The organism is Halalkalibacillus halophilus DSM 18494, assembly GCF_000423105.1.
GTDB classification, from domain to species: Bacteria; Bacillota; Bacilli; order Bacillales; family Alkalibacillaceae; genus Halalkalibacillus; species Halalkalibacillus halophilus.
This window is the reverse complement of the sequence record NZ_AUHI01000007.1, coordinates 105973-123031: the sequence shown is the minus strand read 5'-3', so window position 1 is coordinate 123031 and position 17059 is coordinate 105973. Positions and strand designations below refer to the sequence as shown.

Here is a 17059-nt window from a genome sequence, read left to right as displayed (position 1 = left end):
GGATGCACATGCAGTACTTAACAGATGAGGAAGGACAGACAGCCTCCCGCTTTTTATTTCTATCGATGGCCATTGTCGTTTTGGAAAAAGACATTCAACAAATCGAATCTGGACCATTCAAAATAAAAGAACCTTACCTCGAGCTCTTAAGAAGAATGATTCACCAAGCACGTACAGAAAGGCGGCATTTACGAAAGCGAATGGACAATCAAAAGATGGACGTCGTTTTCACCCAGAAAAATGAAACCTTTTCGACTTACATTTTCATTGCCCGTGGATATGAGGAAGAAAGACGTTACTTCAATCCCGCCATTCGAAAAAAGGTCGAGCATATTTTAACCGAATTAATGTTTCATACCATAGATCAAAAAGAACAAGCGACAAAAGATCACGCATAACACTAAAAAAGGAGCGATTTATATGAATTTTTTCGAACACTATTTATTACAAGAAGAACGCGACATTGTAGAGGAATTAGAAGCGGCATTTCAAGAAGCAACCACGGTAGAAGAAGCTGAAACCTTGCATAGTAGGTATGAAAAAATGATGATGCGCGCTCGCAACCGTTATTACGATTTAACCTACGGGGAAACGACCCCATCTATGATAGAAGAAGTCCTAACGACAGTAGAACACGCTCAGATTAAAGAATTGCAACGTGGGATGGACCGCGCTTGGACCAATAAAGGCGTGGATAAATACTATACGCAAATCATGGAAATTATCGATCACGCTAAATCTCGTTACCAACAAGAAGTGAGCATTTAACATGATCCATCATATCGAAATATATGTTTCAAACCTTGAGAAATCGATTGCATTTTGGGGATGGCTACTAGATGAACTCGGTTACTCCACCTATCAATCATGGGAAGATGGTCGTAGCTTTAAAATGGATCAAACGTATTTAGTGTTTGTCCAAGCTGAGGAAAAGTATTTGGATGTACCTTATCACCGAAAAAGAGTCGGCTTAAATCACCTCGCCTTTCAAGCGACCTCCACGAAACATGTTGATCAGTTAACAGAAGAGATAAAAAGAAGAAAGCATCCTATTTTATATGAAACACAACATCCGTATGCAGGTGGACCAGAACATTATGCAGTTTATTGTGAAGATCCCGATAGAATGAAAGTCGAAATCGTTGCCCCCTCCAAATAATTATAAAAAAAGAGTAGTTCAGCATGGGCAACGCAAAATAAATTTGCAACCCACACTGAACTACTTCACTTATGTAAAACTATTCTCAACCGACAAACGTCATACTTTGAAAAATCGCAATTCCTAAAATAAATGCTCCGAGCATCATCGTAAATAAAACAAAGAAATCCTTCGCCTCATCCATCAATCTATATGCAAGATACGATAGCCCCACTAACAGCAAAATGATCCCTATAGTCGCCAAACTCGCATAAACAAAAAACAATAGCATCCTCCTTTTTTAAAAATTTATTATGTATGATAATTAGACGAACCTGAACAAAAATTGTTTCAGTTTTTCGCGAGATAATGAATAATCTCTCTTCCATTCTAACAAAATTTTGTAAATGAAACGATCTATGCAGGAATTTCGTCAAAAATATAGAAAGTATTTTAAGTGAGTAAGAAATCACCGAATACTACCTTAGTACAGCAGCCAGATCCTTAACTTTTGGTTTACCTTTAGTCTATTTAATTTCTAAATCATATAAAGAACAAAGGAGGATGAATAAATGGATATTAAAATGAATCAAATATTTACGGTAGAAAAAACATTTACAAATGATGAAGTGATTCAATTTGGGGAAATTTCCGGGGATCAAGGGGTTCATCATGTAGAACCTGATGAACACGGACGTTTGATGGTACAAGGACTGCTTACAGCGACGCTTGCTACTAAAATCGGTGGAGAGATGAATTATATTGCACGAAAAATGACCAACGAATTCATTAGACCTGTATACACAGGCGATACGATTACCTGCGAAGTAACCATCGTAGATATTTCGGAAGAAGAAAAATTCCAACGCATTGAGTTAATTTCTAGTTTCAAAAATCAAAAAAATAAAGAAGTACTGATAGGAAATAGTTATGGCATAATTAGAAAAAGTGAATAATTAATAATTCAGTTTCTTATTTATTTGAAACGAGGTTTTTCATGATTAAAAAAATAACACGGCTTACAGCATTTGCTTGTGTAGCAATTGGGATTGCGCTTTGGCTCCCGAATTTCATCTATAATTTTGGCTACGGATACTCGCTATGGACTTTTGTCATCAATCCAATTGGCGCGCTTCTTGGATATGTCGGCAAATCCAAAACTGACATCATTCTGAATATTATCATGACATTTAGCTTTTTTATTTTGATGGCTGTTGGCTATTCCATTCAAGGGTTACTAAATTAATTCAACAGATTATAAATTTGTAGGAAAGGTTGTTGAGCGTGTCTTATCGTCGTGTACTAATTTTAATAATATTTTCTATAGTGTGGTTAGGAGGTTGTAACCAAGAGTCCAATCAAAATACGCTGACACCCATTGAATTATCTGATCGCGAAGAAACTATAAGTAATGCAGCACTCGATAACTTATATGGATACGAATACATAGTAGATGAAGAGAAATTTTCATCAGCCAATTTATGGGTTGAAACGTACGAAGGGGCTGATTTTCAAAAAGAAGAAACCTTTCTTAGGGGAAAAATAGAGGAAGATGGCTTGGTGTTATTTGGGTACAAAAAATCATTTGATACGAACATTCCATCTTTCGTATTATCTACGGGGGGAGCCTCTCTAACCACTTACGATCAACAGCCAGAAACTGAACAATATGATTGGTCTAATGCTGCGCAAACGATGACCTCTAACGGACATATGGACATTACACCTGGCGAAGAACAAGTTATTGTCGTAATAGGATATACTTTCGAATCAAATAGTATTAGTGGTGTTTCCTCCGAATTTCTAGAGGACATGGACTCCAACTTGGATGAAGCTGAACAATATGATCTCATGCATGTGGTGAAAGTTTTATTTGAATAGCTTAATTAATCTTTAATTTTCCATATAAGAGGAGAATAATTGATCGAAACCTATTTTTTTTATTCATCGGAATGATTTTTCTATGCTTTTTAGTCGTTACACTTATTGATTTAAAAAACAAAAAAGAAATTAAGTTAGAAGAAATAAAATTAGAACGCGATAAAATTGCGCTAGAACATGAAAAGATTCACCTCCAAAAATTAGGCGGTGAATAGTCAAAAGTCGTCTATTAGGTAAGTGAACCTCAATAGACGACTTTACTTTCATTTAAACAAGCTTTACTTCAATCGCAAGCACACCCCAGCGGCCTTCTTGTTCAGGCGTGTAAATCTTGTACGTGTTTTCAACCATTTCTCCAACTTCCATTCCCTCGCAATCTAAAGAATAAGCAGGAAGACTTTCGTACAAATCTTTAAACGTATCAAAAGGCAAAACGCCAATCACTTCTACTTTAAGTTTCTCTTTCTCTTCAGGTAATTTAAGAAAATCTATCGTATCGCCCACTTCGACAAGTCTTCTCTTTTCATCATTTAAGCGCACTTCATAAAATTTTCTACCTGTTTTCATAGACTCATAAGGTTTTTCATTCAATCTCATTGTATGATTCAAATGTATCTCTCCGTTCCTTCTTATTTAACTTTCCTTACAACCCTATATCCGTTGGTTAAAGCATACACTTGGCCATCCTGATTACGGAGTATTTCTACTGTTGCTTCCGTCTCATTTTGTTTCACTTTTAAATAGTCCCGATCAACTGCTCGAATTGGTGCTTCCTTATCACCATTAGTAAAAGAAAGGTTTCCTTCTTTAACAGAAATTTCAATATCAGCACCTTCACCAGACTGGTATACGCCAATATACTCCTCTATTTCTTGATCCGTGAGTTCATAATCTTCGTGTTCTATTAATGGAAGATTAGACGGTAAACCAATTAAATGATTCAATGCCCCAAACATAAATAACTCTGCGGGTAATCCAGACATATTCGTTAATGTAATTCCCGACACTTTCTCTTCAGGTAAAATGACAAGTTTAGAAGAGATCGCCTTTAGGCTTCCACCGTGTTCAACCAATTTATGACCATGATAATCAGGAATGATGACTAATCCGTAACCATAATACATTCCTCGGTCACGCCTAATATGTGTGTCCATCATTGTATTCATACTACTTTCTTCCAAAATTCTATTCTCTTCAGCCATTCCGCCATGACAATAAACTTGGGAGTACTGCAGCATGTCATCCACCGTTGACTTCAAAAATCCTGCTCCCAACATTGCCGGAGCATCCCACCAAGTAGGGGAAGCAAATACACGTTGATCATCCCCATCATCTTCACTTGCATAGGACATCGCTAATGAATGTTCGTTTAATAGCTCCGTATGAAAACTGGTATTCTTCATGCCAATCGGCTTAAATATATGTTCCGTCATATATGTATTTATATCTTGCCCACTCACACGTTCAACAATAGCACCAAGTAATCCAAATCCTTCATTCGAATAACTGAATACTTCTCCAGGAGCCCCTAGTACTTGATCATCGGTGTTCGCAATTGCATCCATTAATTCTTCATACGTATTAATCTCACTTACTTCTTCAGGGTCTACTTGCAGATTTTCATAGACTTGAGCTGCGTATGGGTCTTTATTAAAGCTACTTTTCATCGAGCTATATAAATGTATCATTGGAGGTAAGCCTGATGAATTAGTTAATAAATGATGCAAGGTCACCTTTGATGCATCTTCCCCTTTCGGCATTCGAAAATTTGATAAATAGTTTACTACAGGGTCTTCGACTTTTAGCTTACCTTGTTCCTGTAATTGCAAGATCGCCATGGCAACAAAAGATTTAGTAATCGAAGCCAAACCAAAGATGGTATCAGAGGTAACTTCTACATCTTTCTCCGCATTCTTATACCCAAACTCTTTTTGATAAATCACTTCTCGATTTTTCATTAATCCCATTCCAAGCCCTGGGACTTGATACGTTTCTAAACGTGGTTTTATAAATTCCTCAAATGATTCGATCCATTTCTCTTTCTTCATTAGCTTCACCCCTTATAAAAACATTTACTTTCTAGCTTTCCTCAAAACATCCTCTAAGTACTCTTCAGAAACATGTGACTGTCCACCACGAACTATTTCATTTATATAATGATCAGGAGGAGAAATAGACGGTTCCTTATTAATTACAATAAACGTAAGCACATTAAATGTAGTACCATCAATTTCAACGTCTACATATGCAGGACGATATTTCCCCGCGTCCACCCCTTCTCGTTGGTATAAATAAGATAATGATCGTTCATTAATTTCATAGACAACTCCTTGAACATGAGAGTCACTCTTTTCCGTGATATCTGCCCGTCCGCCATCTATTAAACGGGTAGTGAAGTCCATGTCATATCCAGACAAAATTCCTAGTCCAACTGTATGAAATTCATTGAGCATACCCGCCAATTCTATTCTTTCATGATCCATACAAGATCCGTAGGCAAAATATAAGGGTATGCCCTGTTTTAATCGTTGATCAACTTTCCAATCAGTTGTATTTAATAACTCATACCCATGCTCAGGCTCTTCAATAGAATGAACATATGCTTGAAAGGTTCCAAAATCTGTACGGACATCTTCTACAAAGCGGTCATATAAGAAGTTCGAACGCCCCTCAATGTTTCCCTCCAATTGATCAATCCTTGTTAGAATTTCTTCGTCCACTTCATACAATTCACCATAAACAATGGTCTCTTCATCATTTATTAAACCAGGAAAATCTTTTCCGGTAGCAATTAACTTTCCGTTTGTCCATGCTTGCTCTGCAACCATATTCGCACCTTCCAGCCAATGATGGTTACGCTCATGACGTTGAAGCGTGCCATATACAAATAAGTACTTTGTTTCCATCGTATCTAACACTCCCTATCAATCTCTGGTCCATAAATCTTTATCTCTCTCCCTATTTCGATATACTATCAGATAATACCTTCCTTTCACCTTCACAATTTGTCATTATATGTTAAGGTGTATTTATTATATTACATTGTAGCATAAGAGGAATCTTATAAGGAGTGACACAAATGGAAGAGCGTATGAATTCACAGTCAAAAAAAAACATGAGCCTAATCATTTCTCAAATCATCATCGTAAGCTTCTTATTGTTAAATCTCTACGTTTTCCTTACTCAAGAATCAACTTTCGCAAGAGTGCTTGTCATGTTATCTACTATAGGATTTTTGTTTTTACTTATTGGGTCGATGAAATTAAAAAGAAAGAACTAATTTTATAAGTGGGAGGTTTTAATGTGCGGACAATATTGGAATTACTACGAATACTAGTTATTATAGGAGTCCTTGGTTTTATTGGTTGGTCTATCATAAATTCAATTTATACAAGGAACGAAGGATCTGGATCCTATTCATGGCTTGGTGCACTAGCACTACTAGGTTTTCTATTTGTTTTATATAGAAATAAGTTACAGTTCTCTGGTTGGTATAAAGGGAAGAACAGAGAAAAATTACCGAAACAAGTTTCAGTAATTATAATCATGTCTTCAGCTATTCTTCTCCTCTCACCATTCGTATTGGCTGCGGTCTAATCAAGTACATAAATTTTAAGACTTTCTAAATACAAAACTTTTTAAAATAATTAACACAAGACCAATGACAGCTAGCATGATCCCAAAAGGTAAAAATGCGTCATCTAAGTTTATAAACGAAAATAAAGCCATTAAAATTCCGGCCACTGCTAATAAAAATCCTAAAAATGTCATGTAATCACCTCTCTTTATGAAAAGGAACTGTTTACATAACCCTTCCCGAAGATTGCATTTATCTAACCACTTTCCGCAAACAGGTAGGGTACATATAAAAAAGGAGAAATACCATGAGAAAACAATATATAGCTGTTACCTACGATATCTGTGAAGTAGAAGATTTATTTATGGACATGCATGAGTATGTTTTTAGCACTGACCAAGAATTAGAATTGCTTGTAAAGAAATTTGCGGACATTGATATCGCACCACTTGTGAGGGTGTATACTACAACCAAAGAAGATTCTTCTGACCCCACCTTCTATAAAGATTTTCATTTTGAAGAATATGATTGTGGTTGTGAAAAATTAGATACTAATCAGAGGTAAAACCAAGCATGAGGTACATTCTTCTTAAAAAAATAACTAACCCAGAAAAGGCTAGTTATCATTCAGCTATTCTATTTGATTTAATAAATAAACTGCCACTTCATCCACATTGTCAGATTGGAACACGACATCCTCATTATTAACGACTAAGTACATAGGAGTGGAATCTAGTTTCAATATATTAATAACATTATCTTCAAACTCGTCTAGATCAGGCACTGATACTTGATTAATAATCGTTGCAATTTCCGGGTGATCTAATAATTCAGCTGCCCGTTCATTAGGTTGTTTTAGATCTTCTGTTTCCACCTCGTCCCAAATAACAACAACATTAAACATGTCTTCCTGACTTGAAGTGAATAGATCAACGACTTCTTCATAATCATTGCATGCTGCTAAAAGTAATACCATAAGCATAAGCGACCCAAGTATTTTCTTCACCACATCACCCACTTTAGGAGAGTTTTACATACCTAATAGCATTATTCTACATCTAAAAATTTTTTCCTTCTTATAATAATAAATTTATGTACTCTATTTTATTCAATTCAATTTGAATTATTATTCTTTATGGTTGATATCTTAAAAAATAGTCTACTGAGAGATAGTACAATTTATTATGGTAAAATGAAGGTCATGGATTGTACTAGGAAGCGTAAGCATTGAACGAAATACATACCAACAGACTTTACCTAAGGGAGTTAAATTCTAACGATCATCAACAACTATCAAAAGTTTTGTCCGATCAAGAATCAATGAAATACTACCCTAACACCTTTACCTCTGAACAAGTAGAGGATTGGATTAAATGGAATATAGACAATTACAAGAAATATAACCATGGACTGTGGGCGGTTATCTTAAAAGATGGCGATGTTTTCATTGGGGATTGTGGTATCACGATGCAAACAATAGAAGAGGAAACAGTACCTGAAATCGGCTTTCATATAATCAAAGACTATTGGAATCAAGGCTACGCTACAGAAGCTGCAATGGCTTGTAAAAAATATGCATTTAATCAACTGAATTATCCAGAAGTATATTCCTACACAACTTTAGAAAATATCCCTTCACAAAAAGTTGCAGAGAAAATAGGAATGAAGAAAGCGAAAGTCTTTATTAAAAATGGTGAAACCCAGGTTATTCAAGTTGCTTACAATAATGATTTTAGCTAAATAAAGAGCTGTCTAATTTAGACAGCTCTTTGATTATACTCAGTATTTACTTATTGGAATCTATATTTTACGTTTAACGAAGATTTCGATCTAATTTAAATGCCGGCAAACTTTCTCGTATGCCGGCATTTAAGCTGTTACACCTGAAAAGTTATACTTTTTGCCGGCATGCGCCCTAGTTCACCTGCAAATCCATTTGGATGCCGGCAATCGACTCTTGTTCACCCGAATGTATTTTTTCCAATAGAATAAGGATCCTTAATTCACTAATTCAAGCTTCTTATTTTTAATCTCATAAACATAATCAGCAGTTCTTTCTATAAACCACCGATCATGAGAGACAATCATAATAGTCCCTGGATATGCTTTGATAAATGTTTCAAGAGCTTGAATGCAATGTAAATCCAAGAAAGTAGTAGGTTCATCTAACACAATTACATTATATTTACCTAAAAATAATTCACATAGGACAAGGCGTATTGCTTCTCCACCACTCAAATCCATCACATCTTTTTTTAAATCATTTCCTGTAAAATCCATGGCGTGTAACACGGCCCTTATTCGGCTTTTTTGATGATCACTTCGATTTTTCATAAATTCTATAACCGTCTCTGATTGATGAAATTGATAATCTAATTGTTGATAGACTCCAAATACCACTTTAGGAGAGAGATCAATCCCGTTACCATTACTTAAAATATGCTTTATTAAACTTGTTTTCCCTGCTCCATTATCCCCTGTAATGGCAATCGTTTGCCCCAAAGGAAATTGAAAGTTAACTTGATCGAGTAAGACCTTATCACTCATCTGAACTGTTACACGATCACCCATGATTGGGAATTTATTGTGCAATTGGAGTGCTGGCGATTGATAAAAATGCAATTCCTTTTCTACTGTTGGGGGTTCGACTGTATCCATTTGCTCCACTCGTTGTTCGATGGCTTTGGCTGCTTTGTGAGCTGACTTTTGGCTCGTTCCTTTTGATTTTGTCATGAACATTCGATTGGCAGGTGAATTGCTTTCTTTTTTGGACATCTGATTATTTGCCTCATTAATTTTACTAGCTTTACTCTTTTTTTCCTCAGCTGCTCGAAGCAAGCGACTCTTTTCTTTTTCGTACTTTTCTAGTTGTTCGATTTGTTGCTTTTTCTCTAGCTCTTTTTGTTCCAAATAATCAGTATAATTACCGCTATAAACATTTACTTTGCCACGATCAACTTCCCAAATAGTATCTACTAATTGATCAAGTACATAACGATCGTGACTGACAATTATTAAAGCACCATAGTAATATCTCATTTCTTCTAAAAAGAAATCTACACCAGTCTGATCTAAGTGAGTAGTTGGTTCATCAATCAGCATTCCTTCGAAGTACGTTGAAAGTAGTTGTACTAACTTTTTACGAGTCTTCTCCCCGCCACTTAAATAAGAAGTATCTAGTTCAGGAACTGCTAACATACTTGCCAGTTTATAATCCATTTCGCCTTCTTCTGGTGTTTGAGTTTGGTCAAAATATCCGAATTCTATTAATTTATGAACGTGCCCTCGATTGGGTTTGATTCTACCATCTATTAATTTCAGTAGGGTACTCTTCCCTTGTCCATTTTTCCCTACAATACCGATTCGATCAAATTGATGTACAGCTAAATCGGGTAGATCCAATATTTGTTGATCTAAATACGTGACTTCTATATCTTTTAATTCTAAAACTAAACGTTCCATTATTTTTTCCTCCATTTACAATTAAATTAGTAGGCAAATGCCTATAACTTCAGAGCAAACGGAAGAAAGTCACTCTACTCGCAAGTTAAATTCATAGAAACGAAAAACCTAATCGCAAGTTTCGTGAAATTTGGGTATAAAAAAATAGAGAAAGGCAGAGTTCCGCCTTTCCCCATTAAGATCTATAAACGCATCATGAAGATTATTAAAAATGGACAGACTGCTCCCGTCTACTCTGTTGTTATAAACAGAGCCTTTGAACGTATGAAATTACGAGTTCAAAGTTGGGAAACGCAATCTTACTGAAGCCATTTTAATAATCCTCCTTTTCGGTAAATTTAACTTTATTATAGAGTGAGAACATAGTCTTGTAAAGTCTATTCTTATAAATTCATTACTAAAACCTATCCATCGTAAACGGTGATAAATCTATCTCTGTCTTACCTTTTAGACTTAGATCCACCAAGATTTCTCCAATTACACTAGCGAATTTAAATCCATGGCCAGAGAAACCACACGCAACTGTAATATTTGGATGTGTCGGTAAATGATCAATAATAAAATCCCCATCAGGAGTATTGGTGTACGTACAGACTTTTCCTTCACGGTGAGGGGTAAGCTGTGAGAAAATGCGCGATGCTTGATCAGAAACCTCTTGTTCATCTTCTGAATAGGAGCCAAATGGCTTAAGTTGTGTTGGGTCAGGTAATGCTCTTCCACCATCATGTCTTCCGATTTTTAACCCTTCGCCTTCTACACTTGGAAAGCCATAAAAAGTGTGCCCATGTGCATCATATGCCCATCCTGGAAACTTATCCTCTCCATATACTACTTCATCCGAGGTAAACCACGAAAAGGTCTTTCTAACAGGTTGCAGAGGAAGTTTTTTATCAAGTAGAGATAAGATTTGATTCGTGCCTTTACCTGCTGTAACTATAAGTTGTTCACTTGTATATGTTTCTCCATCTGCTCTGACATTTACAGAACCCTGAGAAGATTCAATTGCTTCTACTCTACTGCTTGTTAAAAGAGTTGCACCTGCATTCAATGCTAAATCTCGATAGACTTGTACAATTCGGTCACTCATAAGCACACCGGAGTTCCGTTCAAAACAGCCGATTAACTCTGAGTTGATATCGAAGCCTGGCCACCTACGATTAATTTCAGAGGAAGTTAGGGTCTCAACAGATAGATTATAAAGCTCAGAGCTGAGTTGCACGTTTTTGATGAAGGAAGAATTAGGATCTCCAATATTAAGTACACCCGTCTTCACAAATAGCTCTTCACCCGATAATTCTTCAAGCTCATACCATAGCTCTTGTGCTCGTAAAGCCATTGGAACATAGCTATCCCCTTCCCCATATGCATGACGAATTAAGCGTGTATCTCCATGGTGTGAACCTTCTGAATGTGGAGGCTGATTTGAATCTATTAACAAGACTTTTTTATTTTGTTTTGCTAGGTAATAACCAGCAGCCATACCCATGGAGCCAGCGCCGATAATGATGACATCGAAGTTCATAGGATCCCTCTAATCTTGTATATTAGAGTGAATTTTAGCAAGGGGAAGTTGAGGTGTCAAACCATTTACGAATATTGAGAGATGCGTTCCATCACTAAATGTCGATACTGAGCAGTACGCTGTAACTGATTTGTGAGAGAGGTATAAGAAAGTTCAACGGTCAACGTTTTTCCACCGTGAAAGTAAATTTGTGTTTCCTTTTGTTTCACTTTTTCCAATCTCTGGACGTGGCTATGGGCTATCCACATACAATCGCGCGCACTTGGAGAAGTAGTGGGTAAAAAGAACATTCCTGAAACAGGTTCGATGACGATTGGAGCTTTTCTCGTGACTCCAAACACTTTCTTCGTTCCATCAATTCTACCTTTCAAACTACAAGAATAGTAATTGCATACATCATTCATTAATTGTTTAGGTGTATCATAACAAAAATACTCCTCGTCTTTTTCTAACACATAAGATCCATAAACACCTTCCGAAAATGTATATGGCATAATTAGCATTGTTTGATCAGATACGCGTGGTTTATCTTTAAAATTCATTCATTCCACTCCTCTTGTTAAATTAAATAAATAGTATACATTTAATACAAGAATGTCGAATTGGGATAATATGCGTAACTTTCCAAAAAGAACTTAAATGAAGCTTGATTAATATCATTTAATAAAGAATTGTGGGCTTTAATCAATTTATGTAGAATTTTATATTTTTTTAAATAAAAAGAGCTAACTTAAATCTAATTAAGTTAGCTCATCTCTATTTAAAGTATTTAAACCAACAATGCCTTATCACTAGCCATGTTCTTCCCTCTAAGATTCTGGAAGTTTTGAAGAAGGTCAGCAACCGTAAGTTCGGATTTTCCTTCGCCTTCTGCTTCAAAGATGATTTTTCCTTCGTCCATCATCCAAAGTTTATTGCCAAAATCGATTGCTTGTTCCATTTGGTGCGTGACCATCACGGTTGTTAGCTGATGTTGTTCTACTAAATCACGTGTTAGCTTTAGGATTAATTCTTCCTTTGAAGGGTCTAAAGCTGCTGTATGTTCATCTAGTAATAAAATCTTTGGTTCTGTGAATGTTGCCATTAATAGAGAGAGTGCTTGGCGTTCTCCACCAGATAATAATCCTACTTTTGTGTTTAATCGATTTTCAAGTCCGATTTCTAACCGAGCAAGATGCGATTGAAAGTCCTGTTTTACTTGTTTATTGATTCCTTTAAATAAGCTTCTTTTCTTTGTTCGTCCTAATGAAATCATCATATTCTCTTCAATCGTCATTCGCGGGGCTGTTCCTGACATGGGATCTTGAAAGACTCGTCCGATCATACTAGCGCGTTTTTGCTCTGGAAAGGTCGTAACGTTCTTTCCATCTACCCACACGTCACCTTCATCCGGAATGATTGTGCCTGCAAGCGTATTTAAGAGCGTCGATTTTCCTGCTCCATTACTCCCGATGATTGATACAAAGTCACCTGGCTTTAGGGACTGGTTAATGTCAACAAGCGCTTCTCTTTCATCTGGTGTATTCGGATAGAAGGTTTTATGGATATTACTTAGTTGAAGCAAGGTCGACCTCTCCTTTCTGTTCATTCGCTTTTCTACGTGCTTTTGATTTCTTAAATTGTTTTTTTCCGTTTGATTGATTTAACCAGTTCGGGAAGACAAGTGCTACAACAACAATTAAGGCTGTAATCAACTTCATATCACTTGCTTCTAAGAAATCAACTCGTAATGCAAGCAAATAAATTAAACGATAAACAATTGCACCAAGGACTATCGCAAGTGTCATACGTACAATTTTGTCTTTTCCGAATAATACTTCCCCAATGATTACAGATGCTAATCCAATAATAATCATTCCAACACCTAGGTTGATATCAGCGAAGCCATTATGTTGAACAAGCATGGCACCACTGAAGGCGACAAGCATATTAGATACACCCATGCCGATGATAATGTATAGACTCGTATTTGCTGAAAAGCTACGGACCATTTTTTGATTATCACCAGTTGCTCTTAAGGTAATTCCCGCTTCTGTACGTAAAAAGAAGTCCAATAATTTTTTAACTATAATAATGACAATAAGTAAGGTCATTAAGGCGTAGAAGGATCGCGGGGCAAAAGTCGCGATACCCAACCACTGAAATGGTGCCATAAAGATCGATTCTAAGTTCCAAGCGTTCCACCAGCCTAGAATAGTTGAAAAGATCGTTGTTTCATTTAAAAGCGGAATATTAGGTTGACCCATAATGCGTAAGTTCACCGAATACAGAGCAATCATCATCAAGATTCCAGCTAATAGCGGATTAATTTTTCCTTTTGTATGCAGAAGACCAGTGATACAGCCTGCAAAGAAACCGGCTATTGCACCTGCCAATGTTGCTATAAAAGGGTCCGTTCCATTAAGTATCATAATAGATGTCACGGCACCACCTGTCACAAAGCTTCCATCAACCGTTAAGTCTGGGAAGTCCAACAGACGAAAAGATATATAAACCCCGAGTGCCATAATCGCGTAAATTAAGCCTGATTCCATTGCTCCGTATAATGAACTAATCATTTTATTCCCCTTCTTCCTGTTCCTCTGTCTCTACTATTTCTGCTTGTTCGCGTAATTCGTCTGGAATTTCAACTCCGAAATTCTCAGCTGCTTCTTCATTGATTTGTAAGCTTAAGTTTTGTGGAAATTCTGCTGGTATGTCCCCTGGATTTGTTCCATCTTGCAAAATTTCAACTGCTTTCTCCCCTGCCTCAAAACCAATATCAAAATAATCAAAACCAAATCCTGCAATTCCACCACGTGTCACAGAATCATGCTCACCTACGAATACTGGCATCCCTTCGTCTTGACCTACGCTAATGACAGACTCTAGTGAACTTACTACCGTGTTGTCAGTAACAATTAGAAAAGCGTCGACCTGACCGATTAATGCTTGTGCTGCTTGCATTACTTCCGAGGAAGAAGAAACTGTTGCTTCAGCAGTCTCTAAACCATGATCGTCAGCTGCTTCTTCTGCCAGTTCAATTTGTCTAACTGAATTTTGTTCTCCAGCGTTATAAATAACACCAAATGATTCTAAATCCATATCAGCCATCATTTCTACCGTGCTCGGTATCGCATCTGGATGCATATCCGCAGTACCTGTTACATTACCACCTGGTGCATCCATTGTATCGACCAAACCTGCACCTTCAGGATCCGTAACGGAAGTAAACACAATTGGAATATCTGACGTTTCATTTAATGCTGCCTGTGCACTTGGTGTAGAGTTACCAAAAATTAAATCTACTTCATCACTAACAAAACTCTCCGCTATTAACTGATTGTTATTGTTATCTCCTTGAGCAATACTATGGTCAAATTCAACAGCTAATCCAGCTTCTTCAAATGCTGCTTGAAATCCTTCCGTAGCTCGATCCAAGGATGGATGTTCTACAATTTGACTCATCCCCACTACGAAATCTGGATCATCGTCATTCGCTTCTTGTTCACTTGTTTCTTCTGTTGATTCGGTTGTTTCTCCACTCTCTTCTCCCTCCGAATCATCTCCACAAGCAACCAACATCGTAATAGCAATTAATATTGCAACCATCCATAACTTCTTCCACATAAGACCCTCTCCCTTTTACACTTTTATGCTAACACGCTTTTAAGCACTAAAGTAATTTTTAAGTATTGCTAACAAGTATATGGGGGGACATAGTGAAAATCAACCTTTTTACACAAAAAAATTCCCTAGCCATATCGGACTAGGGAATGCTGTAATCGCTTTCTTTATTATTCTGATGCGAGTTGATCGCGTAAGCTTCTTCTTAAAATTTTTCCGGTAGTATTCTTTGGAAGTTCGTCTAAGAAGTTAATTTCTTTCGGTAATTTATACTTTGCAAGTTGTTCTGCGCATAAAGATTGAAGCTCTTCCGTAGTAACGGACTCGTCATCAGATACGACAAATGCAATGACCGCTTCTCCTAAATTAGGGTCTGGTACGCCAATCACAGCTACTTCCGTAATATGATCGTGTCCATATAGTACTTCTTCTACTTCACGCGGATAAACATTATAACCACCAACGAGAATGAGATCCTTTTTACGGTCAACAATGTAGAAGTAACCTTCCTCATCTTGCTGTGCCATGTCCCCCGTAAATAACCAGCCATCTTTAATTGAAGCATTGGTTTCTTCTGGCATCTTATAGTAACCTTTCATTACATTCGGCCCTTTAACAGTAAGCTCTCCTACTTGACCTCTAGGTACTTCCTCTCCATTTTCATCTACCACTTTATTGTCTACATTAGTGATATCTGTGCCAATCGATCCTGCTTTACGCGGACGATCTAATGGGTTAAAACATGTAACAGGAGATGCTTCCGATAATCCGTACCCTTCAGATACTTGTACATTAAAGTTTTGTTCGAACTTCTCTAATAATGCAACTGGCATCGACGCACCACCTGAAATACAAAGGCGAATCTTCGAAAAGTCTTTCTCCTCTTCGTTTGGATACTGTAATAAATAGTTATACATCGTTGGAACCCCTGCAAACACCGTAGCCTCTTGTTCGCGGGCTACCTGGAACACAGCATCTGGTGAGAATTTCGGAACGATTAAAATCGTTGATCCATTCACTAATGGCGCATTTAAAGCCACTGTTAAACAGAACACGTGGAACATTGGTAATGCTGCAATCACACGGTCATTCTCATTAATATCTAAATATTCAGCCGTATCACGAGCATTGGAATATAAGTTTTTATGCGTTAACATCGCACCTTTTGGTTTACCTGTTGTACCTGATGTGTATAAAATGACAGCGGTATCATCTTCTTTTAAAGTTGGTCGATCAAGTTCTAGGCTTCCCTTCTGTACAAGCGTAGTAAAGTCATACGTCTTGTCTTTCAAGTTAGATTCACGACCTCTTAAAGATGGGTCCGTTTCCCCAACAATATAGTTCTCCACATCTGGTATCATCTCACCCATTTGTTCAAATTTCTCCATAAGAACGTCTAGGGTAATAACACCTTTCACATCGCCATTATTAATAATATAAGAAATCTCTTGTGCGGTGTAAATTGGATTAACAGGAATAACAGTTAAACCTAAACGCAGCGCCCCGTAAAGACCAATCACAAAATGTGGCGTATTACCAACTACCAATGCAATATGATCTCCCTTTTTGTAACCTAAGTCTTGTAAACTAGAAGCAAATTTTGTTACAGAACCTTCAAGTGTTTTGTAATCGGTTTCTTCTCCGTTAAACACATACGCCGCTTTTGACAAATGATCTCTTGCCGTTAGCGACAACTGATCGCTTAAATTCATTAAAAAACCTCCTAGGTGTTCGTGCTAATTAATGCTATGAATGAATAGTCATTCATTTAATTGTCTAGTTAATTATAAATTATTTGAATGTTTCGAGCAAGGAAATAACCAAATAGAATACAAAAAACGCAAAAGCTTAAGTAGCTTTTGCGTTCCATCTT

At 36.9% G+C, this 17059-nt stretch carries 23 protein-coding genes; 10 read left to right on the top strand and 13 right to left on the bottom strand.

Annotation, left to right across the window (positions count from 1 at the left end; translation table 11 throughout):
* Positions 1 to 8 precede the first annotated feature (8 nt).
* From G532_RS0105465 to G532_RS0105455, 3 genes are read left to right on the top strand one after another with little or no spacing between them, the layout of a single operon-like run.
* Positions 9 to 398, top strand: coding sequence for a YhjD family protein (locus G532_RS0105465; protein ID WP_027963889.1), 390 nt, complete (start codon positions 9 to 11; stop codon positions 396 to 398).
* Positions 399 to 420: 22 nt separating this feature from the next.
* Positions 421 to 768, top strand: a complete 348-nt coding sequence (locus tag G532_RS0105460; protein WP_027963888.1) for a hypothetical protein — start codon at positions 421 to 423, stop codon at positions 766 to 768.
* Position 769: 1 nt separating this feature from the next.
* Entirely contained in the window at positions 770 to 1159 is a 390-nt protein-coding gene (locus G532_RS0105455; protein WP_027963887.1) for a VOC family protein, read from the top strand.
* Positions 1160 to 1244: 85 nt separating this feature from the next.
* Here the strand turns inward: G532_RS0105455 and G532_RS0105450 are convergent, their stop codons facing one another.
* Positions 1245 to 1424 (bottom strand): hypothetical protein, encoded by a 180-nt coding sequence (locus G532_RS0105450; protein WP_027963886.1) that lies wholly within the window; start codon positions 1422 to 1424, stop codon positions 1245 to 1247.
* Between the two features lie 286 nt (positions 1425 to 1710).
* Between G532_RS0105450 and G532_RS0105445 the strand changes: the two genes are divergently transcribed.
* Genes G532_RS0105445 through G532_RS0105435 form a run of 3 tightly spaced genes read left to right on the top strand, consistent with a single transcriptional unit; the run spans position 1711 to position 3019 of the window.
* Positions 1711 to 2094: a hotdog family protein gene (locus G532_RS0105445; protein WP_027963885.1), complete on the top strand. Its 384-nt coding sequence runs from the start codon at positions 1711 to 1713 to the stop codon at positions 2092 to 2094.
* 41 nt (positions 2095 to 2135) lie between these two features.
* Positions 2136 to 2384, top strand: coding sequence for a hypothetical protein (locus G532_RS0105440; protein ID WP_027963884.1), 249 nt, complete (start codon positions 2136 to 2138; stop codon positions 2382 to 2384).
* A gap of 38 nt (positions 2385 to 2422) precedes the next feature.
* On the top strand, positions 2423 to 3019 hold the full coding sequence (locus tag G532_RS0105435) for a hypothetical protein (RefSeq protein WP_027963883.1): 597 nt from the start codon (positions 2423 to 2425) through the stop codon (positions 3017 to 3019).
* A 267-nt stretch (positions 3020 to 3286) separates the two neighbouring features.
* Here G532_RS0105435 and G532_RS0105425 read toward each other — a convergent pair whose 3' ends face one another.
* From G532_RS0105425 to G532_RS0105415, 3 genes are read right to left on the bottom strand one after another with little or no spacing between them, the layout of a single operon-like run.
* Positions 3287 to 3628: an ASCH domain-containing protein gene (locus G532_RS0105425; RefSeq protein WP_027963881.1), complete on the bottom strand. Its 342-nt coding sequence runs from the start codon at positions 3626 to 3628 to the stop codon at positions 3287 to 3289.
* 20 nt (positions 3629 to 3648) lie between these two features.
* On the bottom strand, positions 3649 to 5067 hold the full coding sequence (locus G532_RS0105420; RefSeq protein ID WP_027963880.1) for a serine hydrolase domain-containing protein: 1419 nt from the start codon (positions 5065 to 5067) through the stop codon (positions 3649 to 3651).
* 24 nt (positions 5068 to 5091) lie between these two features.
* The gene (locus tag G532_RS0105415) at positions 5092 to 5925 is read right to left on the bottom strand and encodes a gamma-glutamylcyclotransferase family protein (protein ID WP_035512600.1); all 834 of its coding nucleotides are present in this window, start codon (positions 5923 to 5925) and stop codon (positions 5092 to 5094) included.
* A gap of 173 nt (positions 5926 to 6098) precedes the next feature.
* Between G532_RS0105415 and G532_RS0105410 the strand changes: the two genes are divergently transcribed.
* Together G532_RS0105410 and G532_RS0105405 are read left to right on the top strand one after the other, a co-directional pair.
* On the top strand, positions 6099 to 6299 hold the full coding sequence (locus G532_RS0105410) for a hypothetical protein (protein WP_027963878.1): 201 nt from the start codon (positions 6099 to 6101) through the stop codon (positions 6297 to 6299).
* A gap of 23 nt (positions 6300 to 6322) precedes the next feature.
* On the top strand, positions 6323 to 6616 hold the full coding sequence (locus G532_RS0105405; RefSeq protein WP_027963877.1) for a hypothetical protein: 294 nt from the start codon (positions 6323 to 6325) through the stop codon (positions 6614 to 6616).
* 15 nt (positions 6617 to 6631) lie between these two features.
* Here G532_RS0105405 and G532_RS16015 read toward each other — a convergent pair whose 3' ends face one another.
* A complete protein-coding gene (locus G532_RS16015; RefSeq protein ID WP_156882541.1) occupies positions 6632 to 6790 on the bottom strand; it encodes a hypothetical protein in 159 nt (52 codons plus the stop codon).
* Positions 6791 to 6903: 113 nt separating this feature from the next.
* On the opposite strand from G532_RS16015, the gene G532_RS0105395 reads away from it, so the two are divergent.
* Positions 6904 to 7161, top strand: a complete 258-nt coding sequence (locus G532_RS0105395) for a hypothetical protein (protein ID WP_027963876.1) — start codon at positions 6904 to 6906, stop codon at positions 7159 to 7161.
* A gap of 66 nt (positions 7162 to 7227) precedes the next feature.
* On the opposite strand, the gene G532_RS0105390 is transcribed toward G532_RS0105395, so the two are convergent.
* A complete protein-coding gene (locus tag G532_RS0105390) occupies positions 7228 to 7602 on the bottom strand; it encodes a hypothetical protein (RefSeq protein ID WP_027963875.1) in 375 nt (124 codons plus the stop codon).
* 221 nt (positions 7603 to 7823) lie between these two features.
* On the opposite strand from G532_RS0105390, the gene G532_RS0105385 reads away from it, so the two are divergent.
* The gene (locus G532_RS0105385; RefSeq protein ID WP_027963874.1) at positions 7824 to 8336 is read left to right on the top strand and encodes a GNAT family N-acetyltransferase; all 513 of its coding nucleotides are present in this window, start codon (positions 7824 to 7826) and stop codon (positions 8334 to 8336) included.
* 258 nt (positions 8337 to 8594) lie between these two features.
* Here the strand turns inward: G532_RS0105385 and G532_RS0105380 are convergent, their stop codons facing one another.
* The 7 genes from G532_RS0105380 to G532_RS0105350 form a co-directional block, all read right to left on the bottom strand.
* Positions 8595 to 10058, bottom strand: coding sequence for an Msr family ABC-F type ribosomal protection protein (locus G532_RS0105380; protein WP_027963873.1), 1464 nt, complete (start codon positions 10056 to 10058; stop codon positions 8595 to 8597).
* 397 nt (positions 10059 to 10455) lie between these two features.
* Positions 10456 to 11580 carry an N-methyl-L-tryptophan oxidase gene (solA, locus tag G532_RS0105375; protein WP_027963872.1) on the bottom strand — a complete coding sequence of 375 codons (1125 nt, stop codon included), beginning with the start codon at positions 11578 to 11580 and terminating at the stop codon, positions 10456 to 10458.
* A gap of 65 nt (positions 11581 to 11645) precedes the next feature.
* The gene (locus G532_RS14820) at positions 11646 to 12122 is read right to left on the bottom strand and encodes a competence protein ComK (protein WP_051189069.1); all 477 of its coding nucleotides are present in this window, start codon (positions 12120 to 12122) and stop codon (positions 11646 to 11648) included.
* 227 nt (positions 12123 to 12349) lie between these two features.
* A complete protein-coding gene (locus G532_RS0105365; protein ID WP_027963871.1) occupies positions 12350 to 13144 on the bottom strand; it encodes an ABC transporter ATP-binding protein in 795 nt (264 codons plus the stop codon).
* Positions 13128 to 14138, bottom strand: a complete 1011-nt coding sequence (locus G532_RS0105360; protein ID WP_027963870.1) for an ABC transporter permease — start codon at positions 14136 to 14138, stop codon at positions 13128 to 13130. The genes G532_RS0105365 and G532_RS0105360 overlap by 17 nt, the downstream gene beginning before the upstream one ends.
* 1 nt (position 14139) lies before the next feature.
* A complete protein-coding gene (locus tag G532_RS0105355; protein ID WP_027963869.1) occupies positions 14140 to 15189 on the bottom strand; it encodes an ABC transporter substrate-binding protein in 1050 nt (349 codons plus the stop codon).
* Between the two features lie 167 nt (positions 15190 to 15356).
* On the bottom strand, positions 15357 to 16898 hold the full coding sequence (locus G532_RS0105350; protein ID WP_027963868.1) for a fatty acid--CoA ligase family protein: 1542 nt from the start codon (positions 16896 to 16898) through the stop codon (positions 15357 to 15359).
* Between the last annotated feature and the right edge of the window lie 161 nt (positions 16899 to 17059).